We start from the raw sequence: 26,918 nt of genomic DNA on the forward strand, positions 1-26,918 counted from the left end.
TGATTGTTTTTCCTTTTATTAGTTTAAAAATTATAATTAGGCTCCTTGCCATACTGTGGGGACCTGAGGTGTCGGGGGAACTGTCGCTCTGAGGGTTCTTTCCGTCGCTTCGGCGATTCCTTCCGTCGTTCTGTGGGTTCTTTCCGTCACTCCGACAGTTCTTTCCGTCGCTCTGAGGGTTCCTTCCGTCGTTCTGAGGGTTCCTTCCGTTGCTTCGGCGATTCCTTCCGTCGTTCTGTGAGTTCTTTCCGTCACTCCGACAATTCTTTCCGTCGCTCTGAGGGTTCCTTCCGTCGCTTCGGCGATTCCTTCCGTCACTCGGACAATTCTTTCCGTCGTTCTGTGAGTTCTTTCCGTCACACGGACAATTCTTTCCGTCGCTTGGGTTCTTTCCGTCACTCCGACAATTCTTTCCGTCACTCTGAGGGTTCCTTCCGTCGCTCCATCGATTCTATCCGTCGTCCTGAGATTCTATCCATCACTTTTATCGATTTACATAAAAAAGAGCATCATTGCCGATGCCCTATTGTAAATATTTAATATTGAAATGTTCTTTATGACAGAATTGCTCTAACCTTCTCCATAAAAGCAGCATATCCAGTAAAACCTTGAATGATGCTTGCAGCAGGACTTGGCTGTTCTTGTTCTTGTTCTTTTTCTTGTTCTTTTTCTTGTTCTTTTTTCTGCTCAGCCTTCTCTTGCTGCTCTAAAATCTGCTCAAATGATATCGGGTTTGGCTTCGGCAATTCATTTGAAGAAATAGCTAGTGCGTTACTGCCACTATATTCATGTAAAAATGCATTAGCCATTTGGCGATAGCCTTCAAAATTTGGATGTACATCAGAGATATTAGGTAAAAGGTTCGTCGCGTTTAACCCGAAAGCATCATACACGTTTACATAAGTTGCACCAGCATGCTCTGCCTGTTGCTGTAAAATTGTATTTAGCTTGATGAGCTGTGCATTTGTGCCTTCTTTCTGCGTAGCGTGCACATTGGGATAGGCAAAATAATAGCCCATGACAAAGATCTTTGCTTTAGGCGCTCGCACTTTCAATTCCTCTAAAATCTCTACCATATTTTTTCTGACAACATTTAATGCATAATCAGTTTGCAGCTGTGAAAAGGCTAATGTGCCCGCAGTCGGATTGACCTGTACGAGACGTAGTAAATCATTGGCACCTGCCGAAATAGTGATAAGTGTTGCATTAGCTAATAAATCACTTGCTTCCTCTGACTTTACTCGTTTCAAAACATCAGCTGTAGTGAAACCTGGGAAAGCGAGCTTCTTCGTATAGAAACTCAATTGCCCAGTCATCCCTAATCTCATGGCGATTAAATCACTATAGCCTGCATCAATCTGTCCATAAGGTGTTTGACCAGCCGCCAATGAATCGCCAATAGACAGGTAGTTCTCACTCTGAGCAAAAGCAGATGAAACACCAAATACCATCGTAAGTACAACTGTACCAATTAAGCTTAGTAATCGTTTCATCTACTCAACTCCTGTTCTTTACTTAAAATGCCCAGCTACCTTTGCGGAAAATTGGCTCTACAGTTCCATCTGGTAAAATACCATCAATGTCCATCTCACCACTGCCAATCATAAAGTCCTCATGTGTTACTGAAATATTTGCTCCTAATGCTTCAAGCTGTCCATTTTCCAAATCTCTTCCACCCTCCAAGCAAGTTGGATAAGCTTCGCCAATCGCTAAATGGTTCGATGCATTTTCATCAAATAACGTGTTAAAATATAAAATTTCTGATGCTGAAATTGGTGATTCATGTGGTACAAGTGCTACCTCACCTAAATAGCAAGAACCTTCATCTACATGAATAAGCTCCTGTAATAAATCATGTCCTACCTGTGCTTCAGCCTTAATAATTTTGCCTTCTTCAAATGTCAGTTTAAAGCCATCAATAATATTCCCTTGATAAACTAATGGTTTTGAATTGCTGACATAACCATTTACACCTTGCTTCAGCGGTAACGTATAAACCTCTTCCGTTGGCATATTAGCAATAAAGACCGTATCATCTGGCGTTTTACTACCTCCAGTAAGCCATTTATGCTGTGGCGCTAACGCAATTGTTAAATCAGTGCCTGGTGCTGTATAGTGAAGCTTCGCGTATTTTTTACTATTTAGTAGGGCTGCACGAGATTCTAAATTCTTTACATGTTCACGCCAGTTTTCAACAGCGTTCCCATCACCGATACGAACCGTTTTAAAAATAGCTTCCCATAGTGCTGGTACTTGTTCTTCAACACCTAAGTTCGGGAATACTTTCGCTGCCCATTTAGGAGAAGGTACAGCAACAATCGACCAAGCTATTAGATCCTTCATTACGGCGTTGCGATAGTTTTTCAGTGCAGCTCCTGATACCTTTTGATGTGTTGCTAGACGGTCTGCTGGAATACCTGCTAATTTATCAGGATCTGCAGCATCAATCCATAATAGCGCCCCTTTACGTTCAATCAGCTCATCACGCATTTTAACTACCCATTCAGGGAAACGATTAAATTCCTCATCTGAGGCATGCTCAAAATAAGCACGATCCATTTCATCATCTGATAAGTTTACATGGACACGACCTGCTCCAGCCTTATAAGCCTCTTTCACAACTAAACGTGCAAAGTCCAGTGCATCCACTGATGTATTGACTAATAAGTATTGCCCTGGCTGAATATTGACACCAACTTTTACTGCAAGCTCTGCGTATGCTTGTAATTTTTCTTCAAAAGTCATATTATTTCCCTCGCTTCTGTCCAATTGTTTTTGAATTGCCTTCCACTAGATTGCTATCGTGCCATATTTTTTGCACAGGCTTGCCAGGAATTTCTCTTGTCCATTTTTTATACGTTTTTTCATCTCGATAAGATAATAACGTCAATACTTCACCATCTGCTCCAGCACGACCTGTGCGACCAGAACGATGCAAATATTGTTCAATTGTTCGTGGGACATCAACATGAATAACATGTGTTAAACCTGCAATATCTAAACCACGTGCAGCAATATCTGTCGCAATTAAAATACGCGCCTCTCCTTTACGGAAAGCATCTAACGCTTTTTTACGTTCTTCTTTTTTCATGTCAGAGTGTAATGTCACAATCGGTGCAGAACGGTATTGTAATTTCGTTTCTTTCATCAGCAATTGATCAATATTGTTGACGAAAGCCAATGCACGTAATCCTTCCGTATGCGATAGTCGGCGTAGGAAATCGGTTTTATCTCGCTCCTCCACTTTCACGAAAGAATGCACAACTTTACCAACCTTTAACATATCTTCAGGCTTAATTTTGAAGCGTACTGGCTCGAACATCATACGACTAGCCACTAGTTCAATTTCCTCGGTAATTGTTGCAGAAACAACAACTACTTGTCGCCCATATGCTGAACCTTCGATAAAGGATTTTACGACAACACGATATTCACGACTAAGTAACTGATCACACTCATCTAAAATGACTGTTTCAATTTCTTTTAGCTTTAATTTCCCAGCACGCGCTAACTCATTTAATCGACCAGGTGTTCCTACAACGATTGTCGGTTTTTTCTTTAACTTTTCGATTTGACGTGCAGAGTTTGCACCACCAATTAATTGTTGAACTGTAATATCAGAACCTGCTGTCCATTCACGGATAACCTCTACAATTTGCATCGCTAACTCCTGTGATGGGGCTACGATAAGTCCTTGTGTTTGTTTTTTTGAGCCGTTTACTTTATTTAGTAATGGCAGCACATAAGCTAAAGTCTTCCCCGATCCTGTCGGCGATTCAGCTACAATATCTTTGCCATCAAGCATTGCTGGAATCATTTCTTCTTGAATTTTCATCGGTTCTTCAAATTTCCATTTTGCTTGTAAATCTTCATTTAATAAATTTATTACTGACATGTAATTTCCCACCTTCTATCTGCTTGACACTAGTTTAACACACTAATCATTTTCCTACTTCATATGTACGTAAACCATTGTTTAATCGTTTCAATAAAAATTCTTTAAACAAATAAATCTACTCACTCATACACGGTATTTGTAAGCTCTAAAACCCTTTCACTTGAGCTGCCTTAAAGGCTAGAGGCTTACCCGCGAAAAGCGAGCAGATTTTATTTGAATCATTCAATTGTTAACCTACTATGTCATAGCCACATGCTAAAATAGCGCGTTCTGCTAAAACAATTAATGAGTCAATATATTTATCACTTAACTTTAAATCCCGATTGACGATAGATAATTCTGTACATCCTAACACGATACGATCACAATTAAGTGCCAGCATCGCCTCTTCTATCGGCTGCCAATCCTCCTTAGAGACATCCTTTCCAGCCTTTACGTAATCGTAAATGATAGACATAACTTTTTCTTTCATAGTATCGTCTGGGACAACTGGTGTTATACCAAATTCCTCTAACGCATCTTGATACATGCGTGAAGTTAATGTACCTGTTGTCGCTAAAATGCCGACACGCTCTGCCCCTAAGTCATAGGCACGCTTTGCGGTTTCACGAATCATATGCAACACGGGGACTGGGGAGCCTTCAACGATATCATCATAAAAGGTATGTGCTGTATTGCACGGAATAGCAATCATATCTGCTCCGACAGAAGCAAGCTTTTTAGCATCTGCGACTATTACTGGAACCGGATTTTCCTTTGTATTATCTAAAATAAAGGCAGTACGATCTGGGATATTCGTATCATTATCAATAATTGTATGTAGATGCTCCTGATCCTTCGTTGCCTTCGTACGTCTTACAATCATTTCACCAATAAACATTGTTGCAAGTGGACCAACGCCACCAATTATACCTAAAGTTTGTTTTTTCATGAGTTAGACAGACCTTTGTTGTTAAAATATTTCTTATATTTGCGATAAAAGCTTAAATTATCGATCGTTACATTCAACCAACGTTTGGCATTCATATCCTTGTAATTAAAAATAGAATCTGTTGCAAGTCTTTGGCGAATAAGACTTTTTGCTTCTATCACCAGTTGTTCATTTTGTACATATTTAAAGAGTACACCGTTTGGCACAATTGTCCAAAGATGCTTGTTCTGCACATATGTTAGCTGTTGCTTGCTACCACGAATGAAATCATCGGCAACATATTGCATTAAGTTATAGCCACTTGCTGTCACATAATAATTCGAAAGCTCATTATGTAATTCAATACTTAATAATTTATATTGACCATCACGTTCATCAAACTTCATATCGAACGTAGCAAATCCCTGGAATTGTATTTCCTCCAGAAACGATTTCACACAATCCATTAAATCCTTATCATATGTCGTCATAATTGCTACATAGCGTCCAATACCTTCTGGAGAATGCTCCTCTAAAATTGGGTTACCTATAGAAAGTAGCTTTGCCTTACCATCTTGTCCAACATAAGCATTTACGACACGCATCTTCGCATCTTCGCCAGGAATATATTGCTGGATCATTAAGTCATCTCGGTATGCCGATTCTTTATAAATCGCATGGAAAATGGCATCCTTTTCCTCATGATCGCGTGCAATATACACATTTTTCTTATCAGGGAAAATACATGACGCATACTTTGTCATATTCAAAGGCTTAATGACAACCGGATAATCAAAAGGTATATCAAATTCCTCATAATCATTCACTGTGCAAACATGCATCGCTGGATATTGAAAACCAAAATCCGCACAAAGTTCATACATACTCTCACGTGTTAATAGCTGATTAGCAAGCTTGGCATCAACATATGGAACTACAAAATATTTAGCTAGTTCCTCTTTATGTTGGACAATTTTCTTCACATAAAATTCATCACAGGCTAATAACAGTAGTTTTTTACCTGCATATTCCTCCGCAATTGCCTTTAAAGCGACTACAAATCTTTCATCAATATGAAGCCTTGGTACTTCACGGAATGTTAATAAGTCACTCTGTTGTATTTTCTCCATATTAGTATGGTTTAATGCTAGTGGTTTAACTCCATATGACTCGTAAAATGCTCTCGCCATGCCGTAAGCATTCATTTCATCTCCTAATAAAACCGGTAAAAAAGCGTGCTCAATGGCCATTCTGCTCAACTCACTTTAGCTTTTTTTTAGGCTGTTCACCATAATGTGGGGTTGATTTCCGTTTCGACTAAGCGCTTTCTTGGGGGCACCTAGCCTTCTCTATACACGGTATACATTTAAATAATTGTCTTCCCTAACTTTTAGTGATGAGCCTTTTTTATTAGTGTAACATACTTTCCTTGTACTCCCGATAACTCTCTAGCATCTATTTATGAACTGCTACAGCTTGTTTACCTAACTCTTGATAGCTTTTAAAAAATTGATCCACATTATAAGTGACAAAGCCTTTTAATGGATCCATAACGACTACTTTATCGCCTAAATGCCCTGTTAAGACAACCGCATGCAAGTTCATGTACGCTTCATGTGGCACTGTTTCACCTTCATAGATCCAGCCCTTACCTGGATCTTTTTCAGGAGTTGATAAATCCAATGTCACCCATGTCACCACTGGTACTCCCTCTTGGACAAGCTGTAAGATTTCATCCTGTGAGGCATTACTCATATTTGTGACACGTAAATCTGCTTTTTTATCTGCTATAACTGCCTCTGCCGCCTTTACAATCGGTGCGGCAAAAACATACATACCGTGTGTTTTTTCACGGGGATTCCCTGCAAAAGCCTGGTCTGGATTTGGACCAACGCGTTGTCCTCCTACAGTACGTATATCTTGCTTTGGTAAATACTTATCAGCCATTTCAAGCTTTGTAACATTCATTCCATAATAATTTAAGACAGCTGTTAACGATGTTATTTCACAGCCATGTGGTAGTTCAGGATTTTGCATAACAACTGGGACACCCAGCTCTTGCTTGTCCCTTGAAAAATATGTCTCCAATCGATAATACGGCTTTGTCGAATCATATGTAAAATTTTCGATTGTCGTATAGCCATCGTTTTTCTTACTATTTTCAAGCGTAGTTGCAGCAATAGCATATTCCCGTCCTTCTTTCAGTTTCGAAAATTTCGCTTCTCCCTCATCAGAGCCAACCACATCCTCAACGATTTCACCTGTCTCTACATCTGTGACAGTTACGTAAAGGTTAGGAATCGGTGCACCACTATTAAACTCTACCGTTAATACAGTTAATTCACTCTTTTGCCTTTCCTGCTGAGAAAACTGATTACAGCTCGAAAGTAGCATGGTTATCGTTATACCTATTAGTAAAAGGCGTTTATTCCTCGTCCACAAGACAAATTCCGCTCCTATCCAGTTTGAAGATCATCACTTCACTTCTATTATTTCAATTTGTCGTAGACTCTATTATACGCTAGTTTCATAGACGTTCCTATTTTAACTTGGTTCGCCCTTTACATGTAAAAAAATGACTCAGGTTTTAGCCCTCATTCAGCAGACGACCAAATCAATTACTGATTTTGCTACTTTCGAGTTTCACAGTTTACATGCTCAATTTAGAGTGTACTTACTTTTGGACGCAATGTATGCTTTAACACTTTACCAGAAGCATTACGTGGCAATTCTTCTAAAAATTCAATTTCATGTGGCACTTTATATTTCGCCAACTGATTCCGACAATAAGCCAATATCGCCTCTTCATCAAGGGACTTTCCTTCCTTCAAAACGACAAATGCTTTCGGAACCTCACCATATACTTCATGAGGTAAACCTACAACTGCAGCTTCAAAAATTTCTGGCAGTTGATATAAAACCTCTTCTACCTCGATAGGATAGATATTTTCGCCACCACGAATGATCATATCTTTTTTACGATCGACAATATAGAGATAGCCTTCTTCATCAAAACGTCCTAAATCTCCTGAATAGAGCCAGCCATCTTTAATTGTTCTCGCTGTTTCTTCAGGATTACGTAAATAGCCTTTCATCACCTGTGGTCCTCTGACACAAATTTCTCCTACTCCACCTGCTGGCACAGTTTCGCCAAAGCTATCCACAACACGAACGTCTGTCTGTGCTAATGGTTTTCCGACTGATCCAATCTTTGTCAATGCATCGACATCTAAAAGGGAAGTGGCAGCAGGAGAATTTTCAGTCTGTCCATATAGGTTTTGTACTTTCACATTAGGGAACGTCTCTTTCACTTGCTTAACAAGCTCGTATGGCATTGGTGCTGCCCCGTAACATAATAAGCGTAAATTTTTAAATGTATGTTCCTTAAAGTCAGATGTATTTAAAATAATCGTATACATGGAAGGAACACCAAAGAAAATTGTCGCTGCTGTTGAAGCAAGCTGTTCTAATGTATTGGTCGAAGAAAAAGCCTCTTCAATTACAATAGTACCGCCTTTATAAAACATCGGCATCGCAAATACATGAAGCCCTGCACAATGAAATAAAGGCGTACAAATAAACATTCTATCCTCATTGGTCATATTCATAGATAACGACCATATTTCCGCTGAGGATACAATATTTTGATGTGTTAACATAACGCCTTTTGGTTTACCAGTCGTACCAGAAGTATACATAACAACCGCTGTATCATGGGGCTCCAAATTGACAACTTGCCTTTGACCTGTATAGTTCTTAATAACTTCTTTCATTTCTTTAAACCCTACAATATGTTGAAATGGATATGAAATATCTGCGAGTATATCTTCTAATCTTTCATCATAAATAAGACCTTTAGCTTCTGAATGGTTAAAAATAAATTCGACCTCTGGGGCAGCTAATTTTGTATTAATAGGCATCACCACAAATCCAGCTAATTGAACACCAATATAAGCGATTAAAAATAAATCCGAATTAAGCGTATAGAGTGCAATCACATCATCTTTTTCATAGCCCTGCTCTTGTAAGTACGCTGCAAATTTTTCTGTACATTTATAAAAATCACTATAGCTCATCTTTTTGCCATCGTATAACGTTGCAATTCCTTGTGGTTGTTGTTTAGCGTAGTTTTGAACAATTTCTGTCATTAACATCGTCATCAAAAGCCCCCCAATTTTTAATATGCATCCCCCTCATATTGCGTAGAATCTCCATAAAAGAAGAACCGTTACGATAATATGAAAATTCAGAAAATTATACTTACATTTTATCAAGCTATTAAAAAGTTAGCAATTTTTCTACACATAAGAAAATATGAGTCTCATCACAGAAAGTTAAAGATAACATTTTGCTAAGCACCAGTCGGAACGGAAATCAACCACACGTTATGGTGATGAACCAAACCTTTCACGTTTCTATTAAGTTCTGTTAGGTGTATGATAGTTGTACATATTTTTAGGAAAGGCATGGTTAAAATGCTGTATGCACTTTTAGGAGATTTACATTCTAATATAGAAGATACGAAGGCAGTTTTAGCCCATATTGAGCAAACTGCGAAAGATGCAAGGATATTAGGATTAGGTGATTTATATGAATGTACTGTCAGTAAAAAAAAGGCACAAACAATGTCCGCTTTACCGCTTCAAAAAGCTGCAATAGTGGAAAATGATTTTGAAGAGCTACTAACATTCCCCTCTATTCGCGGCAATCAAGAGGAGCGTATTACACATGTAACGGGCATCAAACGTTTTACAGAACTACCTGAAACAATCGAAATTGATGGTGCCACACTTATGCACGGACATCAATTTCAATGGAGTGTGACATGGCAGCCTACATTTCCCCTATTCAAAAAACCGCTTCTTTTCTTCGGACATAGTCATGAGTCAGGTATTTATCATCAAAATAAAAAGCTACCTATTCATATTCGCTTTGGCCAACCGATCGCATTACAAGAAAAGCACTACGGCATCAATGTTGGCTCTGTCGTCGATCACCGTGAGTGGTGTCTCTATGATAGTGATAAACGAACAGTAACATTTATGTGCGCCTCTTCTGTCAATAAGGTTCGCGTTTAAGATTCACGCAAGTCTACATACGACAATTGCCTTGCTTACCGTAGCGTCGCAGATGAGACCCTGGAGCGCTAACGAAGCGGCTCATCGGACGCCCCCAGGAAGCTTTGCTCTGTGCGAAAGCGAAGCGTCAGCGGCATTGTTTTATCTGCGCGAAAGCGAAGCGTCAGCGGCATTGTTTTATCTGCGCGAAAGCGAAGCGTCAGCGGCATTGTTTTATCTGCGCGAAAGCGAAGCGTCAGCGGCATTGTTTTATCTGCGCGAAAGCGAAGCGGCAGCAGCAAGGCGCCCAGTCGGAACGGAAATCAACCACACGTAATGGTGATGCGCCTACTTTTTTGTAAATCATCACATCCACAAAAAAAACGCTAAAATCGACTTCGACTCTAGCGTTTTTCACCAAACTAGCAATATTCACAGTCCTGTAAAGCATCGAGTAATTTTTCCATGTCGCAAATTTGATCGCACATCGTTTGAATCATATTTTTCAGGATGGGTATTAATTCTTGGCAAATACAGAACCTTAAAACATTTTGCGCTAGTCGTACTCCTCCCTGATGGTGAACAATCATTTCTCGAAGATAGTTTATATTAATGTTATTAGAAACTGGTGGTAAGCTCATTGCCTTGAACATAGCTTCAGTAATTTCTTTATAGGCACACATATATTCGTATAATTCATATTCTGAATTTTGTACGATACAGCATCTATTTTGGATCGCTTCTAGACATTCAACTACCTCTGTACTTGTATCTATTATTTCTAATGCAAGATTTTGTACAGGTATATTTGTTGTGTATCGCAAAACATTTTCTGACATTTTAATAGCAGCTACTTGATGCGGTAAAATTTGCTTAATAAAATTTTCTGAAATGCTACAGGTAAGGGTCACATAGGTCATGCCCTGAATCATTTTATCGAGAATCCTTTGGTATTCCGCTAAATAAGCCTTTGTAACATTACTGAGTTCAATTGGTTTAGTCATTAGACACACTCCTTTCAGAGTAATGTATGCCTGATCGGTTGTAGTGTGGTAGACAATTGTACCAACTGATGATATTTATTCCCCATCGTTTTTGATAGCAATATTTTATGACTAGCAATGTGCTTTTGCCACAAAAACGAACTATTCTTCTTTATATGTATCCAAGCATTTTTGACATATACATTTATTATGCTCTTGAGGCACTGCGTCAAAAATTCTCTCAGGAAAACTTTCTGTCATACACCAGCAATCGTTTTGCCCTTTTGCTACTCCACAATGATTTTCTTGTCCACATAACGGGCAACAGTTTCCCTCCATTCTTACACCTCCCTTACCTTTCTACATTGTAAAGGAAGAATAGAGGAGTACTCAATTTCATACCCCTCCCACAATAGCTTATTGCTTTTTCCCATGAATCTGTTGCTTTACTTCTTCCTTATTCGTATCACTATATATTGCTGTACCAACCCCACCACTTTGGGCTAGCAGCTTTTTCACTTCATTGTAAGATAAACCAGCTTCTGCATTTTTTCTTTTTACTTCATCAATATCTGTTCCAACAGAAGTAAACGGAGCTTCGTTATGTTCAGTCATACAAATCCCTACCTTCTATAATTCATCAGGCTGCATTTCGATTAATTCATCGCCTTCTCTTTTCACTCTTTTATTTAGCTCTTTAATCGGTATAGCATCTACTGTTTGCATATCTTCATGTAAATCGAAAAGACTAATAGTATCTGAGTCAACCATGTCTGGTTTGTTCTTGCTTGCTAAATTCATAAATATCTTTTTCTCATGTGGTACGTTTTCTATGTCCATCATTTCACACTCCTTTATCCATAGTATGAGCAATGTTGAACAGGTTATGTGGCTTTCGTTTTTGCATTTTTATCGACGCGGTGATATTCAGAGATTTGAATGACCCGAACATTTCCTGGATGCAACTCATGATAAATCCCTCTACTATCTGTAAAGGATATACATTGATCTCGTTCACTTCGAACTAAAGCCTCTGCTTTTTCTTGTGATTCGATATGAATAAATCTTCTTACATAATGCATTTCATCAAAGAAATAAGTAATTTTAAATTCCTTCACTTATAAATAGCTCCTCAATTACTGGATTTGACGTTTGTTTACTGCTTATCATATCCAACTAACTGTAGTTGCTATCCTCAAAAAAATATTTTCGGTATTTTCTATAGGTCATGCATAACCTATATTAAAGCAACTATTTTTTTGGAGGTGATGATTGTGATCCATACAGTTAAAGCAGGAGAAACATTGTCTCAAATAGCTAGAGATTACCGAACACCACTATCGTCCATAATTGCAGCTAATCCAGGGATCAATCCAAATGTACTTTATATCGGACAACAAATTGTTATACCTGGGTTTCCTGATCCAAATACAATCCCTTATAAAATTGATATTTCTACTGAAAATCGTTGGCTACGGTTATATAAAGACAATATTCTTCAAAAACAATACCCAATTGCAGTTGGTAGAATGTTACACGATACGCCTATCGGCAATTTTATTATTATTAATAAGGCTCCAAACCCTGGAGGTCCGTTTGGGACAATGTGGATGAGTTTATCTAAAGAGCATTATGGTATTCATGGAACCAATGATCCTAGCTCTATCGGTCATGCAGTTTCACGTGGCTGTATTCGCATGCATAATCAGGATGTCGAAGAACTTGCACGCATTGTTCCAATTGGCACTGGCGTTTTTATCCATCCTTAAAATCAACTGAGGCTATCTATTTGTGAGATAGTCTCATGTCGTAGAAAAGATGGACAAGGAAATTCGCAACGGAAGTGAATCTAAAAACATTCCTAAGATTTTATCGGAATGTTTTTTAGTTTTATCGGAACATTATGCTGATTTATCGGAATGTTTTCCAGTTTTATCGGAACATTATGTAGAATTATCGGAATGTTTTCCAGTTTTATCGGAACATTATACTGATTTATCTAATGTTAATGCTCCTTGGGAAGTAAGTTTCCGTATAGGATGAAACGCTTAAAGCTATACTACATAATGCTGAAGCAACGCAACAAATTCAATTTTCATTTAGAATTAGGAGGGGATATGCTTGTCCACAAAAGACAATATATTATCTATTTTCGCCTTAGGTGGCATTAATGAGATTGGAAAGAATATGTATGTAGTACAGTATGGGAATGATATTTTAATTATCGACTGCGGCGCTAAGTTTCCAGACGAAAGCTTACTAGGTATCGATTTAATAATTCCTGATATTACGTACCTACAAGAAAATAAAGAAAAGATTAGAGCATTAATCGTGACACATGGACATGAGGACCATATTGGTGGTATCCCTTATCTCCTAAAAAAGATAAATGTTCCTATTTATGCGACACGTTTTACGCTTGGCTTAATCGAGTTAAAGCTAAAAGAACATAAGCTTTTACGAGAGACCGATTTAATAGAAATTCATTCCGATTCATCACTAAATTTAGGACAAACTGATGTTAGTTTCTTTAGAACAAACCATAGTATACCTGATTGCTTAGGAATCGTTATTAATACACCTGAAGGAAATGTAGTCCACACTGGCGATTTTAAATTTGATTTAACCCCTGTCAATAATCAGTTTGCAGATATTCATAAGATGTCTGATATAGGATCAGAAGGCGTGCTAGTCCTTATTTCTGAAAGTACGAATGCCGAACGACCTGGATTAACTCCTTCTGAGAAGCTTGTCGGTCATCATATTGAAGATGCATTTTTACATGCCGAGCGTAAAATCGTTATCTCTACTTTCGCTTCTAATGTTAATCGCATACAGCAAATTGTAAATGCTACGATTGCTACAAATAGAAAGCTTGCATTGCTTGGACGTAGTATGGTGAATGTTGTAGATGTTGCACTTGAACGAGGCTATTTAAACATTCCAGAGGATATGTTAATAGATGCACGTGAGGTAAAGTATCTCCCACCTGAAGAAGTAGTTGTACTATGTACGGGTAGTCAGGGTGAGCCATTAGCTGCACTTTCTCGCCTAGCAAATGGCAATCATCGCGAAGTCAAAATTTTACCTGATGATACAGTTATTTTAGCTTCATCCCCTATCCCAGGGAATGAGAAGGGTGTTTCACGGATCGTCGATAATTTGTTCCAGTTAGGTGCGAAGGTTATTTATGGCTCTTCTAGTCATACAGGTATGCACGTTTCAGGTCATGGTCACCAGGAAGATTTAAAACTAATGCTGACGCTCATGAAGCCCAAATTTTTCATTCCGATTCATGGTGAATTCCGTATGTTACATCAGCATCGTTTGCTAGCTGAGTCCGTCGGTGTTAAAAGAGGGCATACGTTTATTATGAAAAATGGGGATGTTGTTGATATTGAAAATGCAATGGCTAGGCAAACGCGTAAAATCCCTTCAGGTGATACGTATGTCGACGGTATTGGTATTGGTGAAGTCGAAGGAATCGTCTTACGAGATCGCAAACAGCTGTCAGAAGACGGTATGCTTGTTATCGTTATAACACTTAATAAAATAGATGGTGCCTTTATTTCAGAACCAGATACAATTTCGCGGGGCTTTGTTTATGCCAAAGACTTTGAGGAGCTGTTAACGAAAGTAAATATTCTCGTCAAAGAAACGATTAATGAACTTCAGGAAGAAAGTAAGCAGCCAATCCATGTCTTAAAAAGAGAAATCAAAAGAGCAGTCGGTCAATATCTATTTACACAAACAAAAAGAAAACCAATGATTTTACCTATAATTATCGATATTTAAAAAAGTCGGTGTGAAGGTTCTTTTCCCCTTTTGCACCGACTAAATTCATTTTATAAACATTAACTGCCCCTAAAAGCCCAATTGATACAGATTTATCAAAGAAATTAGTTTTTACTTTCGGATTACTCCATCTTTTTTAAAGTTCAGACCCGTGCATTTCTTTGTAAAGCTCTCCCTTAAATATTTTATGAAGCATAACATCGTAAAAATAATGAACCTGATTGAATCCATGCTGTAAATGTTGCGAGTGATTTTCTATTTGCCTAGAAAATTTGTCAAAATGCTGTGGTAGTCCTTCTACTGCGGTTATCAATGATTCTTTATTTTTTAATAAAAGCGGTATCGTATTTAAAAGCTGTACCACTTTATGTTGGATATCAATCATCGGAATATCAATAAGTATATGATACAAATGATGCCATTCTTTGATTGGATACCAACTGAGAAAATGCAATAAATAATCACTTAAAATAATCGTTTCATTTGGCATAATAGCCACGACATCATTTGCAATACATACTTCATTTTCACATTGATATATAGATTTATTCGTTTCCTTCAAATGAGCTCTCGTAAGAATGATCGTTTTAGCTGGTACTGGTGCACACTTTAAACATTTATTAAATATCATATTAATCTTTGGTACTTGTTCAATATCACCATTTAGCATTAACTGTTTTAAATATTCTGCTGTCACTAAGGGCAATCCGACATTTGTAAAATACTCCTCCCTCGGTACTATTTTTCCCTCTTTTATTTTAGCAACTTCATCTAGTCGATAACGCTTTACCATGCCTGAATCCTCCAATCCTTAACTTAGTTATGTATACCCAAAATAAGCCACTGAAGAATCATCAACACTATTTTCCACGAACTTTTTTCCTTAATAAAATCTTCCTACCCACAATTGTACCATTTTACAATAACATTTTCTCTATTATACCACTATAATAGTATAGGCATTTTTAATTTTTTTCACTAGCTTTTTACATAGAGGTGAATCATATGTCAGACTTTTTAAAGCTAGTAGGTGAACAGCTCCGTATTATTAGGGTTTCCAAAGGGCTTAGTCAAGAAGAAGTGGCTGAAAGAACGGGGAAGTTAGGTTTTAGTAAAGGACGAATCTCAAATATTGAACATGGGCAATCTAATATCACATTGAGCACTTTAGAAACGCTGATGAAAGCATTAGACATTGCCCCTGAGGAACTTTTTAATTTTCAAAAATTATCTGGTGTTACTGATATTAAAGAAAAGAACATCATGCTTGACATACATCGTTCCGTATTAAGGGAGCGTAATTTAGACGAGGTAAAATACGTAGTACGCATTACAAAGGATTTTTTAGATACGATCGATTCACAATCAAAGAAAAACAGCTCCAATAGTCAATGACGTTGGAGCTGTTTTGACGTCTACCTACAAATTCCTTTTTTACTTTTTCTAGCTCATCGCCATAACGTGTGGTTCCACAACTTTTGGTGATGAGCTTTTTTCTTTCATTTGACTTTCCCTTATTTTGTCCATATAAAAAATCCATTTAGTCTACACCAAATGGATTTTTTTCTTACATTCCAAACTTTTGACGATAGCCGCATTTTCTACATAGCTCTTCTACGGCCTCTCTTCGTGAAAATCCGTCGACAATATTGTTTGCACGCTCACCCTGAACAATGTCAGTGAAGGATTTCTCGTTCACATTCCCCAAATTAATAACGCCCTCACCATCAAGACAGCACGGCACTACTGTACCATCCACAAGAATAGCTGCTTGGCTTCGAAGTGCATGGCAAAAGCCTTTTCCTTCATCCTCAGGCTCAAGCAAGCTTGGCCATCTGAATTCATGATCCTGATTTAAATAAATATTATTAGCAATCTTCACGCCTTTACCGGGCTGTACTGTTTCTTCGATACGATAATCAAGATTATATTCATTTTCTAAAATATTGAGCGTTTCCCTATTTCTTCTCGCTGCAATATCCGATACATGATCCTTTTGTAAATTCCATAAACGATATGAAATAATCGTATTATATTCTCTAGCAGCACGAACAAAATCCAATATATCCCCTAAATATTTCTCACGATTCTCCGACCCCTCATGACCATCGAAACTATGTAAAGAGAAATTGATTTGGCGTAAGGCTGGTTTCCCTAATATCTTTTCACGATTCTTTTTAATCAGTGTACCATTCGTTGTAATATTAACTTTAAAACCTTTCTCATGAGCTGCGTCAAGAAGCTGATCAATACGTGGATGTAAAAGCGGTTCCCCTTTTACATGCAAATAAATATATTTCGTGTGAGGACGTATTTCATCCAAGATTTTATTAAATTGTTCCACTTTAATAAGTCCCTTTGCACGAGCCGTTGGAGGACAAAAGCTACATGCTAAATTACAGACACTCGTTATTTCTATATAAACTTTTTTAAATGTTCTCAACGTTGATTCACCGTTCCAGTTCTATAATTATTAAAACTCTATTCATTTTAACAAATTTTACGATAAGGAACAGCCTTTCAGTCTCCATCCCTTGCATTATTTATATCTCTCAAGGCTCATCACCATAACGTGTAAGATAGAGGAGCGAAGGCTAAAATCATCACGTCCTTTGATAACGCCTTCGCGCAAAAACAGTCGGAACAGTAATCACCCCCAGATTATGGCGATGAACCTAGACTGTTAAAAATTAAAACTTCTATCTGCAGCAATTTTTCATTGTAGCAGATAGAAGTTTTTATCTTCATTATTGGTGAAAGCCGAGTGTCAGCTCTTTCACCTCACACATTACGTTTATAATTTTTTGTACCATCATATGAATACAGCATTGGCTTTCCATCCACATATGTTTCTAAATGAACAGGACGACCCCATAGCTGATAAATATATGGCAAAACGTTTTCTAAATAGCGTGGATCTAGCTCCATTCCCTCATACCCATGCAATAAATAGAGCTCTCCGTTACGCAGGTAATCGCCATTTTTAACAACGATATATGGGAACCCCCCGTTTACACGCATCGATACGAGCTGATCTCGTACCATTTCATGATCCTTATCTGTAATACGATACTCATTGCCCTTCTTCTGGAACAAATAAAGATCCTCTTGCTTTGTTAAATCCTTCGTTAAATAGTTGCGAATAAAGGAGATATCCGACTCTATCTCTCTTACCTCAAACATTTTCTCTCGACCTGAGTTCGGTTGAACCCCTAACTTTATCATCTCTTCCGTTGGATGATTATAGCGATGTTCAATATCCTCAAAAATTTTCACGCCAAGGTAATAAGGATTAATGGATGTTTTTGAAGGCTGCACAACACCTGCATTTAATTTTGCATATTCAATCGTCTCCGCTGTTGTTAGCTTAAGCTCACGCATTATACGTTGGTGCCAAAAGGAAGCCCAGCCCTCATTCATAATTTTCGTCTCTAATTGTGGCCAAAAATAAAGCATTTCCTCACGCATCATCGTTAATATATCTCGCTGCCAGTCCTCCAGTTCTCGACTATGCTCCTCTAAAAATAGCAATAAATCTTTTTCGGGTCTTGACGGGAAGTTCTTTATTTTTCGCCTTATCAATTTATATTCTTTTTCCTTATCATCTAAACGCCATAGATCATCATACGGTGATTTTGCTGGGAGAATTTCCTCTTCAGATTCTACCTCCGTATTCCAAGACAATTTTGGTCGTAAAAGAGATGGGTCGATATGCTCCTGAATCGCTAAAACAGCATCTAAAAACTGTTCGACCTCATCCTTTCCATATTCCCTTTCGTACCCAGCTATCCGTTCAGCTGTTGCAGTCATGCTCTCCACCATATCTCTTCTAGTATTGGAGAAGCGTACATTATTTTTAAAGAAATCACAGTGCGCTAATACATGCGCAATAATTAACTTATTTTGTGTTAACGTATTTGTATCAAGTAAAAATGCATAGCATGGATTTGAGTTAATGACTAGCTCATAAATTTGGCTTAGCCCTAAATCATATTGAAGCTTCATTTTATGAAATTGTTTGCCAAAGCTCCAATGCGAAAATCGAGTAGGCATACCATATGCGCCAAAGGTATAAATAATATCTGCTGGACAAATTTCATAGCGCATTGGAAAGAAATCTAAGCCAAAGCTTGAGGCAATTTCTGTAATTTCATCAATTGCTCGTTGAAGCTCTTTCATTTCCATTTTTCCGCCCCTCCCTTGAACATGATTACTTACCATAATTCAACTTCGGTCACCATTTAAGGTTCATTTTTTTTAAAAAAGCTCTTTAAAGCATCGTAAACATCGCCTTTTTTCCTCAAAATATGATACCTAAATTTAGGGTCATCTATTTTTTTGTATGTGTACATAAGTGTAGAAAAGCGGTTATGCTGATTGACTTCACCATACCCAAACATGCTCGATACGTTCATTAACTCTCCGACTAGCTTCAAGCACTTTTCATTGTCCATTGAAATATTTTCACCATCAGAAAAATGTACTGGATAAATATTGTAGCGAGCAGGATTATACTTTTCCCGAATTAGGTCTAATGCTTTTATATAGGCAGAGGAGCAAATGGTTCCTCCGCTTTCTCCCTTCGTGAAAAATTCATCTTCTGTCACTACTTTCGCCTCCGTATGATGTGCAATAAACTCAATTTCTACAGTTCCATACTTTGAGCGTAAAAATTTCGTCATCCAGAAGAAGAAGCTTCTAGCACAATATTTTTCGAAGGAGCCCATCGAGCCACTTGTATCCATCATCGCAAGAACCACTGCCTTCGATTCAGGTTTCTCCACTTCATCCCAAGTTTTAAAACGTAGATCCTCATTATGAATCGGCGTAATTTCTGCTTTACCCTGCATCGCATTACGCTTTATCGCATTAAGAATTGTGCTCTTTTTATCAACATTCCCCATTAGACCTTTTTTCCGGATATCGTTAAACTCAATTTTTTCCGTTTTAATATCTGCTTTTTCTTTCTGTTGTAAGTTTGGTAGTTCAAGCTCATTAAATAGCACATTCTGAATTTCTTCAATGCTTACTTCAGCTTCATAATAGTCATGACCTGGCTTGTCACCAGCTTCTTTTCCTTGACCATTAGCCTGATTGCCTCTGCTAGCATCACGTGCAACCACATCACCTACATTACTATCTCCTTGTCCTTGCCCAACATGCTTGGAATTATCATAGTTATATCGAATTTTATATTCATCAAGTGAACGTATAGGAATTTTAATAACCTCTCGACCATTGGACATCACAATACTTTCCTCGCTAACTAAATCAGGTAAATTATTCTTGATAGCATCTTTCACTTTTTCCATATGACGTTGCTGGTCCTGGTGCCCTTTACGATGGAGGGACCAATTTTCCTGAGAGATGACAAAGCGTTTATTTTCGTGTTCAGTCATTTTTATCCTCACCCATCTATCAAATTTGCTTTTTCTATACTATGCTAGTAATTCGCTTTCTTGAACTTCTTTAGTAAAATCAATTACACTTCGTTTTTTTAATGAAGATAAAAGGAGTGCCCTAAAATGGGACACTCCTAATCACTCCTATCAATAGTCTTCATTTTCCCATTGAATAGGTCAAAGCCATTAACGGTTTAACAGACTACCTACATATTGCAATAATTCATTAGCCGACGTTGTATTATAGCCATGTTCATCAACAAGTCTTGCTACAACCTCATTAATTTTCTTCAGCTGTGATTCATCCGGCATTTTCGAGGATGTTGTAATTTTTACGACATCCTTGAGATCCGCAAATAGTTTCTTCTGGATTGCCTCTCGTAATCTTTCATGAGAATTATAGTCAAAACGTTTTCCCTTTCGAGCATACGCAGAAATACGAATTAATATCTCCTCACGAAATGCCTTTTTTGCATTTTCTGAGATGCCAATTTGTTCCTCAATAGAGCGCATTAATTTTTCATCAGGATTCATTTCTTCACCAGTCAAAGGATCTAAAATTTTATTTTTATTACAAAACGCCTCTACATTATCGAGGTAATTATTCATCAATGTCTTTGCAGACTCTTCATACGAATAAACAAAAGCTTTTTGTACTTCGTTTTTGGCAATATCATCATACTCTCTTCGAGCAACTGCAATATAGTTCATATATTTTTCTCGATCTTCCGGAGAGATCGAAGCATGCTGGTCAAGCCCATCCTTTAGTGCTCGCAGAACATCTAACGCATTAATAGATGGTACCTCTTTTCGGATAATAGCAGAAGAAATACGATTAATAATATACCGTGGATCAATACCGTTCATGCCTTCGTTTGGAAACTCTTTTTTAAGCTCCTCTAAGTCAACGGAATTAAATCCCTCCACATTTTCTCCGTCGTACAGTCGCATTTTTTTAATAAGATCCACACCTTGCTTTTTCGGTACTTCAAGTCTTGTTAGAACCGAAAAGATTGCTGCGGCCTTTAATGCATGTGGCGCAATATGAACATGTGACATATCACTTTCTTTAATCATTTTTTCGTAAATCAGTTCTTCCTGACTCACTTTTAAGTTATACGGAATCGGCATGACAATAATACGTGAATGCAACGCCTCATTCTTTTTATTTGAAATAAATGAACGATACTCTGTTTCGTTTGTATGTGCAACAATTAACTCATCTGCACTAATTAATGCAAATCGACCTGCTTTAAAATTACCTTCCTGTGTTAAAGACAATAAATTCCACAAGAATTTTTCATCAAGCTTTAACATTTCTTGGAACTCCATCATACCTCTGTTTGCCTTATTTAGCTCACCGTCAAAGCGATAAGCACGAGGGTCAGATTCTGAACCAAATTCTCCAATTGTTGAGAAATCAATACTACCTGTTAAATCAGCAATATCCTGTGATTTTGGATCTGATGGCGTAAATGTTCCTATGCCCACACGTTTGTCTTCAGAAAAAGTAATACGTTCAATCATCACATTTTCAATACGTCCATCGTACTCTTTTTCAAGACGCATCGTATTTAAAGGCGATAAGCTTCCTTCAATTCGTATACCATACTCCTCATAAAAATCATTACGCAAATGATGTGGAATTAAATGTAGAGGATCCTCATGCATTGGACATCCCTTAATGGCGAAAACTGCACCTTCATCTGTTCTCGAAAATTGTTCGAGTCCGCGTTTCAACAAGGTCACTATTGTTGATTTACCACCACTAACTGGTCCCATTAATAACAAAATACGTTTTCTAACATCCAATCTTCGCGCTGCCGGATGGAAATATTCCTCCACCAGTCTTTCAATTGCTGTTTCAAGCCCAAAAATTTCTTGCCCAAAAAACTCATACATTTTTTGCCCATCGCGTTCCTCTACACCAGCACTTTTTACCATATTGTAGACGCGTGAATGGGCTGTTTGAGCAACTTCAGGTCTTTCCTTGATGATATTTAAGTAATCTGCAAATGTACCTTCCCACTTCAGCCGATTTTCTTCTTCGCGATAGCTTTTCACTTTATCTAAAATGTTGATAGCCTTCCCTCCATTCAGGGCTTGATTTATAACATAGTATGAAGGAAATGGCATTATGATACCCAATACTTTTTTGCATTCTTTAAAGATTTCTATGCAAAATGCCTAACTACACCATTTACTAAAGGTTTTTACGTTAAAAAATCATCCTATTACCCTGAATGAAGATAAAAAATCCATCTACATTTTGTTCAGCAGATGGATTAAAATTATTTAACGTCGTCTCCTAATTCGTTCTAATAATAATCCATCCGACTGATTATTTTCACCTATGACAAAATCCTTCATATAGTAAGTTAAGTAGTCTCCAAACTGATTAGTTGTATTTTTCAATAGTTCATCAACATAATAAGCACCTTTCTCAATATTATCTTTTAGTAAGACAGCTAAAGATGCATATACGCCACATGCAACTTGAAAATACGTAGCATTCGTTTGAAACTGAGAAAAAATCTCTTCGTTTTTCATAACATTGTACATATATTTCTCCCGTCCTTTATAGACAAGCAAAATACCGCATAAATCCTCTCCATCCAATGGAGCATTCAGTGGGTCAAGCACTTCCATTTCAAAATTCCATAATACATCTAAATCATCAATATTAGATGTTATTAACTCAGTAGTATGCTCATTAACTTTATAAAGAAACCCACTTTCCACATTCAACATTTTTCCTAAGCTATACACTTCTTCATGAGGCATTAAACAACCAAAAAATTGTATATCCCCTAGCGTCACTTTAAATTCTACATCATACACTTTTTCATATAAAAATAGAGGAGTTCTTTGACTCATGAACATGGGATAGCTCAATATAGCTTCATCTAAAAAACATTCCGGTGACCAAGTTGTATAAATAACATTTTTCTTGGCTTTGCTTTTATCCTTAAAGAAAGAAGTATCATGCTCAACAATATAGCAAGCTACTAATGAATCATCGTCCACTTCCTTTTGCAATTCAAATACCATCCATTGTACAACACCAGGATTCATACCAGAGCACACTATTGCAACTGCATTTGCAATTTCCTCTTTGTGTTTTTCTAAATGCCTAATCCTTTCAATCAATCCAAAACCCTCATACAATTCCTCATTTTCATCTATAAATGGATTTTCTAATGCTGTATTTACATAATTAATGCCAAGATCATTACAACATTTCATCACTTCTACTGTATCCGCCCAGGAAACATCAATGACAACAGTAGTATTTGTTTTTTTTAAATGTTCCATTAATGCTACTTGATTAATTAAATCAAATTGATGAATGACAAGCTGATTTTTTAAATTTGGATATGAATGCGCAAGAGACTTCTGATCAATTTCTCTTTTGTCTACTAAATGAATTATGCTTTTTTCGATAATAGGATTAATAGGATCAGACTTGTCTTGAACTGTTTTATTTAATATCGCAAGTACTGCTTTCGCAACACCTCCGCAGCTACCTAGTATCGTAATAGAATTGTTATATACTACCATTCTATCACCTCACTTTCATATAAATAGCATATGTATTTGAAAGCATTTGACTTAGGTAGTAACCTTTCAAATAGGCGTTATAGATTGGCAATTTATGATGTGTAAAAGGACTTATGAAAAAATTTTTTTCGGTTATTCTAACTGTAGAAAGGAGGTCCATTATTGAATCGGCATTTTATTTTCCTGTTATCATGGATACTTTCATTGAGCTTTACTCTCCCCACTGTTGCTTTAGCAAAAGAAGAACCAACCCAAGAAGAAATTGTGCAGGAACGTATGGCCTATTACGTACAATTTGACGAGTTACTTATCCCATGGCATTTCTTAGCAGCTATTGACCAATATGAGCGAAATTTGCAATCTGTTCGTAAAGATATTCCGAAACGAGATGGTATCGTTGCCATTCAATTTTCTGATGAATATTGGTCAGGTGCTTTAAATCCTGTACGAGATGATACTCGTCCAGAAACAATTAGTTACTTTGGCGGGATGGGACTAGATGGCAATGGTGACGGAGTTGCCAGCCCAAAAGATGATGTCGATATAATTTTCTCCATGGCTACATTTTTAAGTAGATTTGGAACAAGTGATGAGGATTTTAAATTAGCTTTATGGGAGTATTACGGAAGTGAACAGGCTGTAAATCAAATCTTCACCATTTCCAAAATGTATAGTCATTTCAAAACAACTGAGCTCGATGCCCACACATTCCCCGTTCCTACTAATTACGATTACAGTTATCGGAGTACATGGGGTGCCAATAGGGGCTGGGGTGGACGCCGTATTCATGAAGGCACAGATATTTTCGCTAGCTATGGTACTCCAGTACTTTCTACCTCCTATGGAGTCGTCGAAATAAAGGGTTGGAACCAATTTGGTGGTTGGCGTATTGGAATTCGAGACAATCATAACTCCTATCATTATTATGCCCATCTCGGGAGCTATAATAAGGAGATTGAAGTAGGAGACATTGTTGAACCAGGAACTGTTCTCGGTTATGTTGGTAGCTCTGGCTATGGTAAAGAAGGAACATCCGGAAAATTCCCACCTCATCTTCACTATGGCATATATAAGTTCAATGGACGTACAGAATGGGCATTTGATCCGTATCCATCATTACTACAATGGGAACGACTAGCAAAAAAAGCAAAACAATAATTACAAAAACATTTTAGAGTACTTACTTTTTACAGTAAGTGCTCTTTTCATTAGGTAGGTAAAAATTCATAAAGGTATTAAGTAATTTTCAGAATTTTTCTAAAAATACATACATTTAACTACTCGCATCATTCACATCAAAGTGTTATTGTACTAAAAAACTATTTTTATTTTTTCCACCAAAAGTACTTATTTATAAATAGATTTAGTTATAAAATAATATTTGTAATATAACAATTGAAAAAGGAAAGGATGGGAAAAGATGAAAGGGATTTTTCAGTTTAAAACACTTAAAGCCCGAATATTAAGTGCATTTATTCTTTTAATCGTATTAGTTGTTTGTTTTAATACCTATACTTACATTTCCAATTCTAAGATGGAAAAACAAGCTGAAGATTTAGTAAAGGAAGATTTAATGGTCTTAATGGCAAGTAAAAATTTAGCATTGTCTGTGAACGTTCGTCTCTCTGCAGCTTTAAGCTATGTTGTATCAGGTAATGAAAAATACATAGAAACTTTTAATGAATATCGTAAAATTGCTGAGGAAAGCAATAGTATCATGGAAAAATACGATAAAAATCCTGAGCGTGAGAAGCTGGTAGAAATGGCACGCGAGTGGAGCAATCGTGTCAATACTGAGGTATTCGATGTCTATAAAAAAGGCGATAAAGAATTAGCAATAAAAAATTTAACGGCTACTAATGATCTTGTAACTGAAGTTCGTGATGGTTATGAAAAATTAGCCAATACTCGCTCAGATGAAATTACGAAAGTAGGAGAAAACGTAGTATCTACAAGCTTAAACAATAAAACAATTGGGCTAATTGTTAGTATAGTATTGACAATTGTAGGTATTCTAATTGCCATAATCACTGCTAGCCAAATTTCTAAGCCAATTACGATTGTCTCAAAGCGTATGAGCGAATTAGCCAACGGTAATTTACAACATGAACTACTTCCAATAACTAACCAAGATGAGATTGGTCAATTAATGCTTTCAGCGAATGAAATGAATGAAAAATTAAAGCAAACGATCAGCTCTATTCATACTGTTTCCGAAACAGTAGCAGCTAGTAGCGAAGAGCTTGCTCAATCTTCTAATGAAGTACAAACAGGCACAGAACAAATTACCGTGACTATGCAGGAACTAGCCTCTGGTACAGAAACACAAGCATCCACAGCAGGTGATTTAGCCGAAACAATGGCTTCTTTCCAACAGAGTATTCATGAAACAACACAAGAAGGTATTGAATTAAAAGAGCACTCCGATCATGTGCAAAATCTTACAACTACAGGTAAAGAGTTAATGGTACAATCCACACAACAAATGGCTGCCATTAATGAAATTGTTTTAGATTCAGTGAAAAAAGTTGAGGGCTTAAATGTACAGTCCGCTGAAATTTCCAAACTTGTTTCAGTCATTGACGACATTTCAAATCAAACAAATTTACTTGCCTTAAATGCTGCCATCGAGGCTGCACGTGCCGGAGAGCATGGAAAAGGTTTTGCTGTAGTAGCCGATGAAGTTCGTAAGCTTGCAGAACAAGTCCAATTCTCTGTCACTGATATTTCAACAATCGTCAACCGTATTCAAGGTGAAACAGGCAATGTAACAACTGCTTTACAATCAGGCTATGAGGAAGTAAAAAGAGGAACAACACAACTAAATCAAACAAACGAAACATTTGAACAAATTTCGGTAGCTGTTGAAGATATGATTCTTAATATAAATACTATTTCAGGTAATCTAAATAAAGTTGCTCACAATTCCAAATCCATCAATGCCGCCATTGATGAAATGGCTTCTATTTCTCAAGAGTCTGCAGCTGGCGTCGAACAAACAACAGCAACGGTAGAGGAAACAGCCGCTACTATGGACGAAATTTCAAAGAGCGCAAATCAGCTCGCTGGAATGGCTGAGGAGTTAAACTCACAACTACAGCAATTTAAAATATAAAGTATAAGTAGCTCATCATCATAAAGTATGGTTGATCTCCGTTCCGACTGGGGGCTTTCCTGGAGGCGTCTAATCACTTCTTTGATGCTCCCGAGCACTTTGAGATGATACCTGATCATTTCTCTGGCACACCTGAGCATTTACCAAAAAAAGCTATCTCGACATTACGTTCGAGATAGCTTTCTACTTGTAGATAA

26 protein-coding genes are annotated in these 26,918 nt (G+C 37.3%); 8 read left to right on the forward strand and 18 right to left on the reverse strand.

The annotated features are described in order from the left end of the window. The first annotated feature begins 45 nt into the window (after positions 1 to 45). On the forward strand, positions 46 to 540 hold the full coding sequence (locus AB9L17_RS21720) for a hypothetical protein (protein ID WP_375199785.1): 495 nt from the start codon (positions 46 to 48) through the stop codon (positions 538 to 540). 14 nt (positions 541 to 554) lie between these two features. On the opposite strand, the gene AB9L17_RS21725 is transcribed toward AB9L17_RS21720, so the two are convergent. From AB9L17_RS21725 to AB9L17_RS21755, 7 genes are all read right to left on the reverse strand, one after another. Beyond that, complete coding sequence (locus AB9L17_RS21725) at positions 555 to 1,493, reverse strand: SGNH/GDSL hydrolase family protein (RefSeq protein ID WP_223554828.1); 939 nt, start codon at positions 1,491 to 1,493, stop codon at positions 555 to 557. A gap of 22 nt (positions 1,494 to 1,515) precedes the next feature. Then, positions 1,516 to 2,745 (reverse strand): aminopeptidase, encoded by a 1,230-nt coding sequence (locus tag AB9L17_RS21730; protein WP_375199786.1) that lies wholly within the window; start codon positions 2,743 to 2,745, stop codon positions 1,516 to 1,518. Between the two features lies 1 nt (position 2,746). Continuing rightward, the gene (locus AB9L17_RS21735) at positions 2,747 to 3,895 is read right to left on the reverse strand and encodes a DEAD/DEAH box helicase (protein WP_223554825.1); all 1,149 of its coding nucleotides are present in this window, start codon (positions 3,893 to 3,895) and stop codon (positions 2,747 to 2,749) included. A 232-nt stretch (positions 3,896 to 4,127) separates the two neighbouring features. Further along, positions 4,128 to 4,829: an aspartate/glutamate racemase family protein gene (locus AB9L17_RS21740; RefSeq protein WP_068986337.1), complete on the reverse strand. Its 702-nt coding sequence runs from the start codon at positions 4,827 to 4,829 to the stop codon at positions 4,128 to 4,130. Next, positions 4,826 to 6,058, reverse strand: a complete 1,233-nt coding sequence (locus tag AB9L17_RS21745; protein WP_223554823.1) for an ATP-grasp domain-containing protein — start codon at positions 6,056 to 6,058, stop codon at positions 4,826 to 4,828. Before AB9L17_RS21745 ends, AB9L17_RS21740 begins: the two co-directional genes overlap by 4 nt. Before the next feature lie 205 nt (positions 6,059 to 6,263). Then, on the reverse strand, positions 6,264 to 7,250 hold the full coding sequence (locus tag AB9L17_RS21750) for a C39 family peptidase (protein WP_068986339.1): 987 nt from the start codon (positions 7,248 to 7,250) through the stop codon (positions 6,264 to 6,266). A 221-nt stretch (positions 7,251 to 7,471) separates the two neighbouring features. Next, positions 7,472 to 8,968, reverse strand: a complete 1,497-nt coding sequence (locus AB9L17_RS21755; protein WP_375199787.1) for a class I adenylate-forming enzyme family protein — start codon at positions 8,966 to 8,968, stop codon at positions 7,472 to 7,474. Positions 8,969 to 9,283: 315 nt separating this feature from the next. On the opposite strand from AB9L17_RS21755, the gene AB9L17_RS21760 reads away from it, so the two are divergent. Next, on the forward strand, positions 9,284 to 9,886 hold the full coding sequence (locus tag AB9L17_RS21760) for a metallophosphoesterase family protein (protein ID WP_375200821.1): 603 nt from the start codon (positions 9,284 to 9,286) through the stop codon (positions 9,884 to 9,886). 52 nt (positions 9,887 to 9,938) lie between these two features. Then, positions 9,939 to 10,202: a hypothetical protein gene (locus tag AB9L17_RS21765; RefSeq protein ID WP_375199788.1), complete on the forward strand. Its 264-nt coding sequence runs from the start codon at positions 9,939 to 9,941 to the stop codon at positions 10,200 to 10,202. A gap of 85 nt (positions 10,203 to 10,287) precedes the next feature. Here the strand turns inward: AB9L17_RS21765 and AB9L17_RS21770 are convergent, their stop codons facing one another. The 5 genes from AB9L17_RS21770 to AB9L17_RS21790 all read right to left on the reverse strand — a co-directional run bounded on the left by AB9L17_RS21770 (position 10,288) and on the right by AB9L17_RS21790 (position 11,966). Beyond that, on the reverse strand, positions 10,288 to 10,869 hold the full coding sequence (locus tag AB9L17_RS21770; protein ID WP_375199789.1) for a DUF305 domain-containing protein: 582 nt from the start codon (positions 10,867 to 10,869) through the stop codon (positions 10,288 to 10,290). A gap of 141 nt (positions 10,870 to 11,010) precedes the next feature. After that, entirely contained in the window at positions 11,011 to 11,187 is a 177-nt protein-coding gene (locus tag AB9L17_RS21775) for a cysteine-rich CWC family protein (protein ID WP_223554818.1), read from the reverse strand. 78 nt (positions 11,188 to 11,265) lie between these two features. After that, a complete protein-coding gene (locus AB9L17_RS21780) occupies positions 11,266 to 11,463 on the reverse strand; it encodes a hypothetical protein (protein ID WP_068986342.1) in 198 nt (65 codons plus the stop codon). A 15-nt stretch (positions 11,464 to 11,478) separates the two neighbouring features. Further along, positions 11,479 to 11,688, reverse strand: coding sequence for a hypothetical protein (locus AB9L17_RS21785; RefSeq protein ID WP_068986343.1), 210 nt, complete (start codon positions 11,686 to 11,688; stop codon positions 11,479 to 11,481). A 44-nt stretch (positions 11,689 to 11,732) separates the two neighbouring features. Then, positions 11,733 to 11,966, reverse strand: a complete 234-nt coding sequence (locus AB9L17_RS21790; RefSeq protein ID WP_375199790.1) for a hypothetical protein — start codon at positions 11,964 to 11,966, stop codon at positions 11,733 to 11,735. Between the two features lie 156 nt (positions 11,967 to 12,122). Here AB9L17_RS21790 and AB9L17_RS21795 point away from each other — a divergent pair, with 156 nt between their 5' ends. After that, the gene (locus AB9L17_RS21795) at positions 12,123 to 12,617 is read left to right on the forward strand and encodes a L,D-transpeptidase family protein (protein WP_068986345.1); all 495 of its coding nucleotides are present in this window, start codon (positions 12,123 to 12,125) and stop codon (positions 12,615 to 12,617) included. 352 nt (positions 12,618 to 12,969) lie between these two features. Beyond that, positions 12,970 to 14,643, forward strand: coding sequence for a ribonuclease J (locus tag AB9L17_RS21800; RefSeq protein WP_068986346.1), 1,674 nt, complete (start codon positions 12,970 to 12,972; stop codon positions 14,641 to 14,643). Positions 14,644 to 14,779: 136 nt separating this feature from the next. On the opposite strand, the gene AB9L17_RS21805 is transcribed toward AB9L17_RS21800, so the two are convergent. Further along, a complete protein-coding gene (locus AB9L17_RS21805) occupies positions 14,780 to 15,436 on the reverse strand; it encodes a hypothetical protein (protein ID WP_068986347.1) in 657 nt (218 codons plus the stop codon). A gap of 212 nt (positions 15,437 to 15,648) precedes the next feature. Here AB9L17_RS21805 and AB9L17_RS21810 point away from each other — a divergent pair, with 212 nt between their 5' ends. Next, on the forward strand, positions 15,649 to 16,038 hold the full coding sequence (locus tag AB9L17_RS21810) for a helix-turn-helix domain-containing protein (RefSeq protein WP_068986348.1): 390 nt from the start codon (positions 15,649 to 15,651) through the stop codon (positions 16,036 to 16,038). 172 nt (positions 16,039 to 16,210) lie between these two features. On the opposite strand, the gene AB9L17_RS21815 is transcribed toward AB9L17_RS21810, so the two are convergent. The 5 genes from AB9L17_RS21815 to AB9L17_RS21835 all read right to left on the reverse strand — a co-directional run bounded on the left by AB9L17_RS21815 (position 16,211) and on the right by AB9L17_RS21835 (position 23,606). Further along, the gene (locus AB9L17_RS21815; protein WP_068986349.1) at positions 16,211 to 17,086 is read right to left on the reverse strand and encodes a radical SAM/SPASM domain-containing protein; all 876 of its coding nucleotides are present in this window, start codon (positions 17,084 to 17,086) and stop codon (positions 16,211 to 16,213) included. A gap of 338 nt (positions 17,087 to 17,424) precedes the next feature. Beyond that, a complete protein-coding gene (locus AB9L17_RS21820; protein WP_068986350.1) occupies positions 17,425 to 18,828 on the reverse strand; it encodes a SpoVR family protein in 1,404 nt (467 codons plus the stop codon). Between the two features lie 56 nt (positions 18,829 to 18,884). After that, on the reverse strand, positions 18,885 to 20,042 hold the full coding sequence (gene yhbH, locus AB9L17_RS21825) for a sporulation protein YhbH (RefSeq protein WP_068986351.1): 1,158 nt from the start codon (positions 20,040 to 20,042) through the stop codon (positions 18,885 to 18,887). Between the two features lie 189 nt (positions 20,043 to 20,231). After that, positions 20,232 to 22,127: a PrkA family serine protein kinase gene (locus AB9L17_RS21830; protein ID WP_068986397.1), complete on the reverse strand. Its 1,896-nt coding sequence runs from the start codon at positions 22,125 to 22,127 to the stop codon at positions 20,232 to 20,234. A 213-nt stretch (positions 22,128 to 22,340) separates the two neighbouring features. Beyond that, positions 22,341 to 23,606: a saccharopine dehydrogenase NADP-binding domain-containing protein gene (locus AB9L17_RS21835; protein WP_375199791.1), complete on the reverse strand. Its 1,266-nt coding sequence runs from the start codon at positions 23,604 to 23,606 to the stop codon at positions 22,341 to 22,343. 162 nt (positions 23,607 to 23,768) lie between these two features. On the opposite strand from AB9L17_RS21835, the gene AB9L17_RS21840 reads away from it, so the two are divergent. Beyond that, positions 23,769 to 24,764 carry a M23 family metallopeptidase gene (locus AB9L17_RS21840; protein WP_068986353.1) on the forward strand — a complete coding sequence of 332 codons (996 nt, stop codon included), beginning with the start codon at positions 23,769 to 23,771 and terminating at the stop codon, positions 24,762 to 24,764. 262 nt (positions 24,765 to 25,026) lie between these two features. Continuing rightward, a complete protein-coding gene (locus AB9L17_RS21845; RefSeq protein WP_223554815.1) occupies positions 25,027 to 26,721 on the forward strand; it encodes a methyl-accepting chemotaxis protein in 1,695 nt (564 codons plus the stop codon). The last annotated feature ends 197 nt before the right edge of the window (positions 26,722 to 26,918 follow it).

The organism is Lysinibacillus sp. RS11 (assembly GCF_042019215.1).
Lineage (GTDB): Bacteria > Bacillota > Bacilli > Bacillales_A > Planococcaceae > Lysinibacillus > Lysinibacillus xylanilyticus_A.

What these genes read in the sequence shown, in the direction of transcription:
- AB9L17_RS21785 (WP_068986343.1), bottom strand. Translation starts at nt 11,688, where the DNA reads ATGGACATAGAAAACGTACCACATGAGAAAAAGATATTTATGAATTTA.
- AB9L17_RS21765 (WP_375199788.1), top strand. Translation starts at nt 9,939, where the DNA reads ATGAGACCCTGGAGCGCTAACGAAGCGGCTCATCGGACGCCCCCAGGA.
- AB9L17_RS21770 (WP_375199789.1), bottom strand. Translation starts at nt 10,869, where the DNA reads ATGACTAAACCAATTGAACTCAGTAATGTTACAAAGGCTTATTTAGCG.
- AB9L17_RS21810 (WP_068986348.1), top strand. Translation starts at nt 15,649, where the DNA reads ATGTCAGACTTTTTAAAGCTAGTAGGTGAACAGCTCCGTATTATTAGG.
- AB9L17_RS21745 (WP_223554823.1), bottom strand. Translation starts at nt 6,058, where the DNA reads ATGGCCATTGAGCACGCTTTTTTACCGGTTTTATTAGGAGATGAAATG.
- AB9L17_RS21755 (WP_375199787.1), bottom strand. Translation starts at nt 8,968, where the DNA reads ATGACGATGTTAATGACAGAAATTGTTCAAAACTACGCTAAACAACAA.
- yhbH (WP_068986351.1), bottom strand. Translation starts at nt 20,042, where the DNA reads ATGACTGAACACGAAAATAAACGCTTTGTCATCTCTCAGGAAAATTGG.
- AB9L17_RS21820 (WP_068986350.1), bottom strand. Translation starts at nt 18,828, where the DNA reads ATGGAAATGAAAGAGCTTCAACGAGCAATTGATGAAATTACAGAAATT.
- AB9L17_RS21775 (WP_223554818.1), bottom strand. Translation starts at nt 11,187, where the DNA reads ATGGAGGGAAACTGTTGCCCGTTATGTGGACAAGAAAATCATTGTGGA.
- AB9L17_RS21760 (WP_375200821.1), top strand. Translation starts at nt 9,284, where the DNA reads ATGCTGTATGCACTTTTAGGAGATTTACATTCTAATATAGAAGATACG.
- AB9L17_RS21740 (WP_068986337.1), bottom strand. Translation starts at nt 4,829, where the DNA reads ATGAAAAAACAAACTTTAGGTATAATTGGTGGCGTTGGTCCACTTGCA.
- AB9L17_RS21725 (WP_223554828.1), bottom strand. Translation starts at nt 1,493, where the DNA reads ATGAAACGATTACTAAGCTTAATTGGTACAGTTGTACTTACGATGGTA.
- AB9L17_RS21730 (WP_375199786.1), bottom strand. Translation starts at nt 2,745, where the DNA reads ATGACTTTTGAAGAAAAATTACAAGCATACGCAGAGCTTGCAGTAAAA.
- AB9L17_RS21735 (WP_223554825.1), bottom strand. Translation starts at nt 3,895, where the DNA reads ATGTCAGTAATAAATTTATTAAATGAAGATTTACAAGCAAAATGGAAA.
- AB9L17_RS21835 (WP_375199791.1), bottom strand. Translation starts at nt 23,606, where the DNA reads ATGGTAGTATATAACAATTCTATTACGATACTAGGTAGCTGCGGAGGT.
- AB9L17_RS21845 (WP_223554815.1), top strand. Translation starts at nt 25,027, where the DNA reads ATGAAAGGGATTTTTCAGTTTAAAACACTTAAAGCCCGAATATTAAGT.
- AB9L17_RS21805 (WP_068986347.1), bottom strand. Translation starts at nt 15,436, where the DNA reads ATGGTAAAGCGTTATCGACTAGATGAAGTTGCTAAAATAAAAGAGGGA.
- AB9L17_RS21780 (WP_068986342.1), bottom strand. Translation starts at nt 11,463, where the DNA reads ATGACTGAACATAACGAAGCTCCGTTTACTTCTGTTGGAACAGATATT.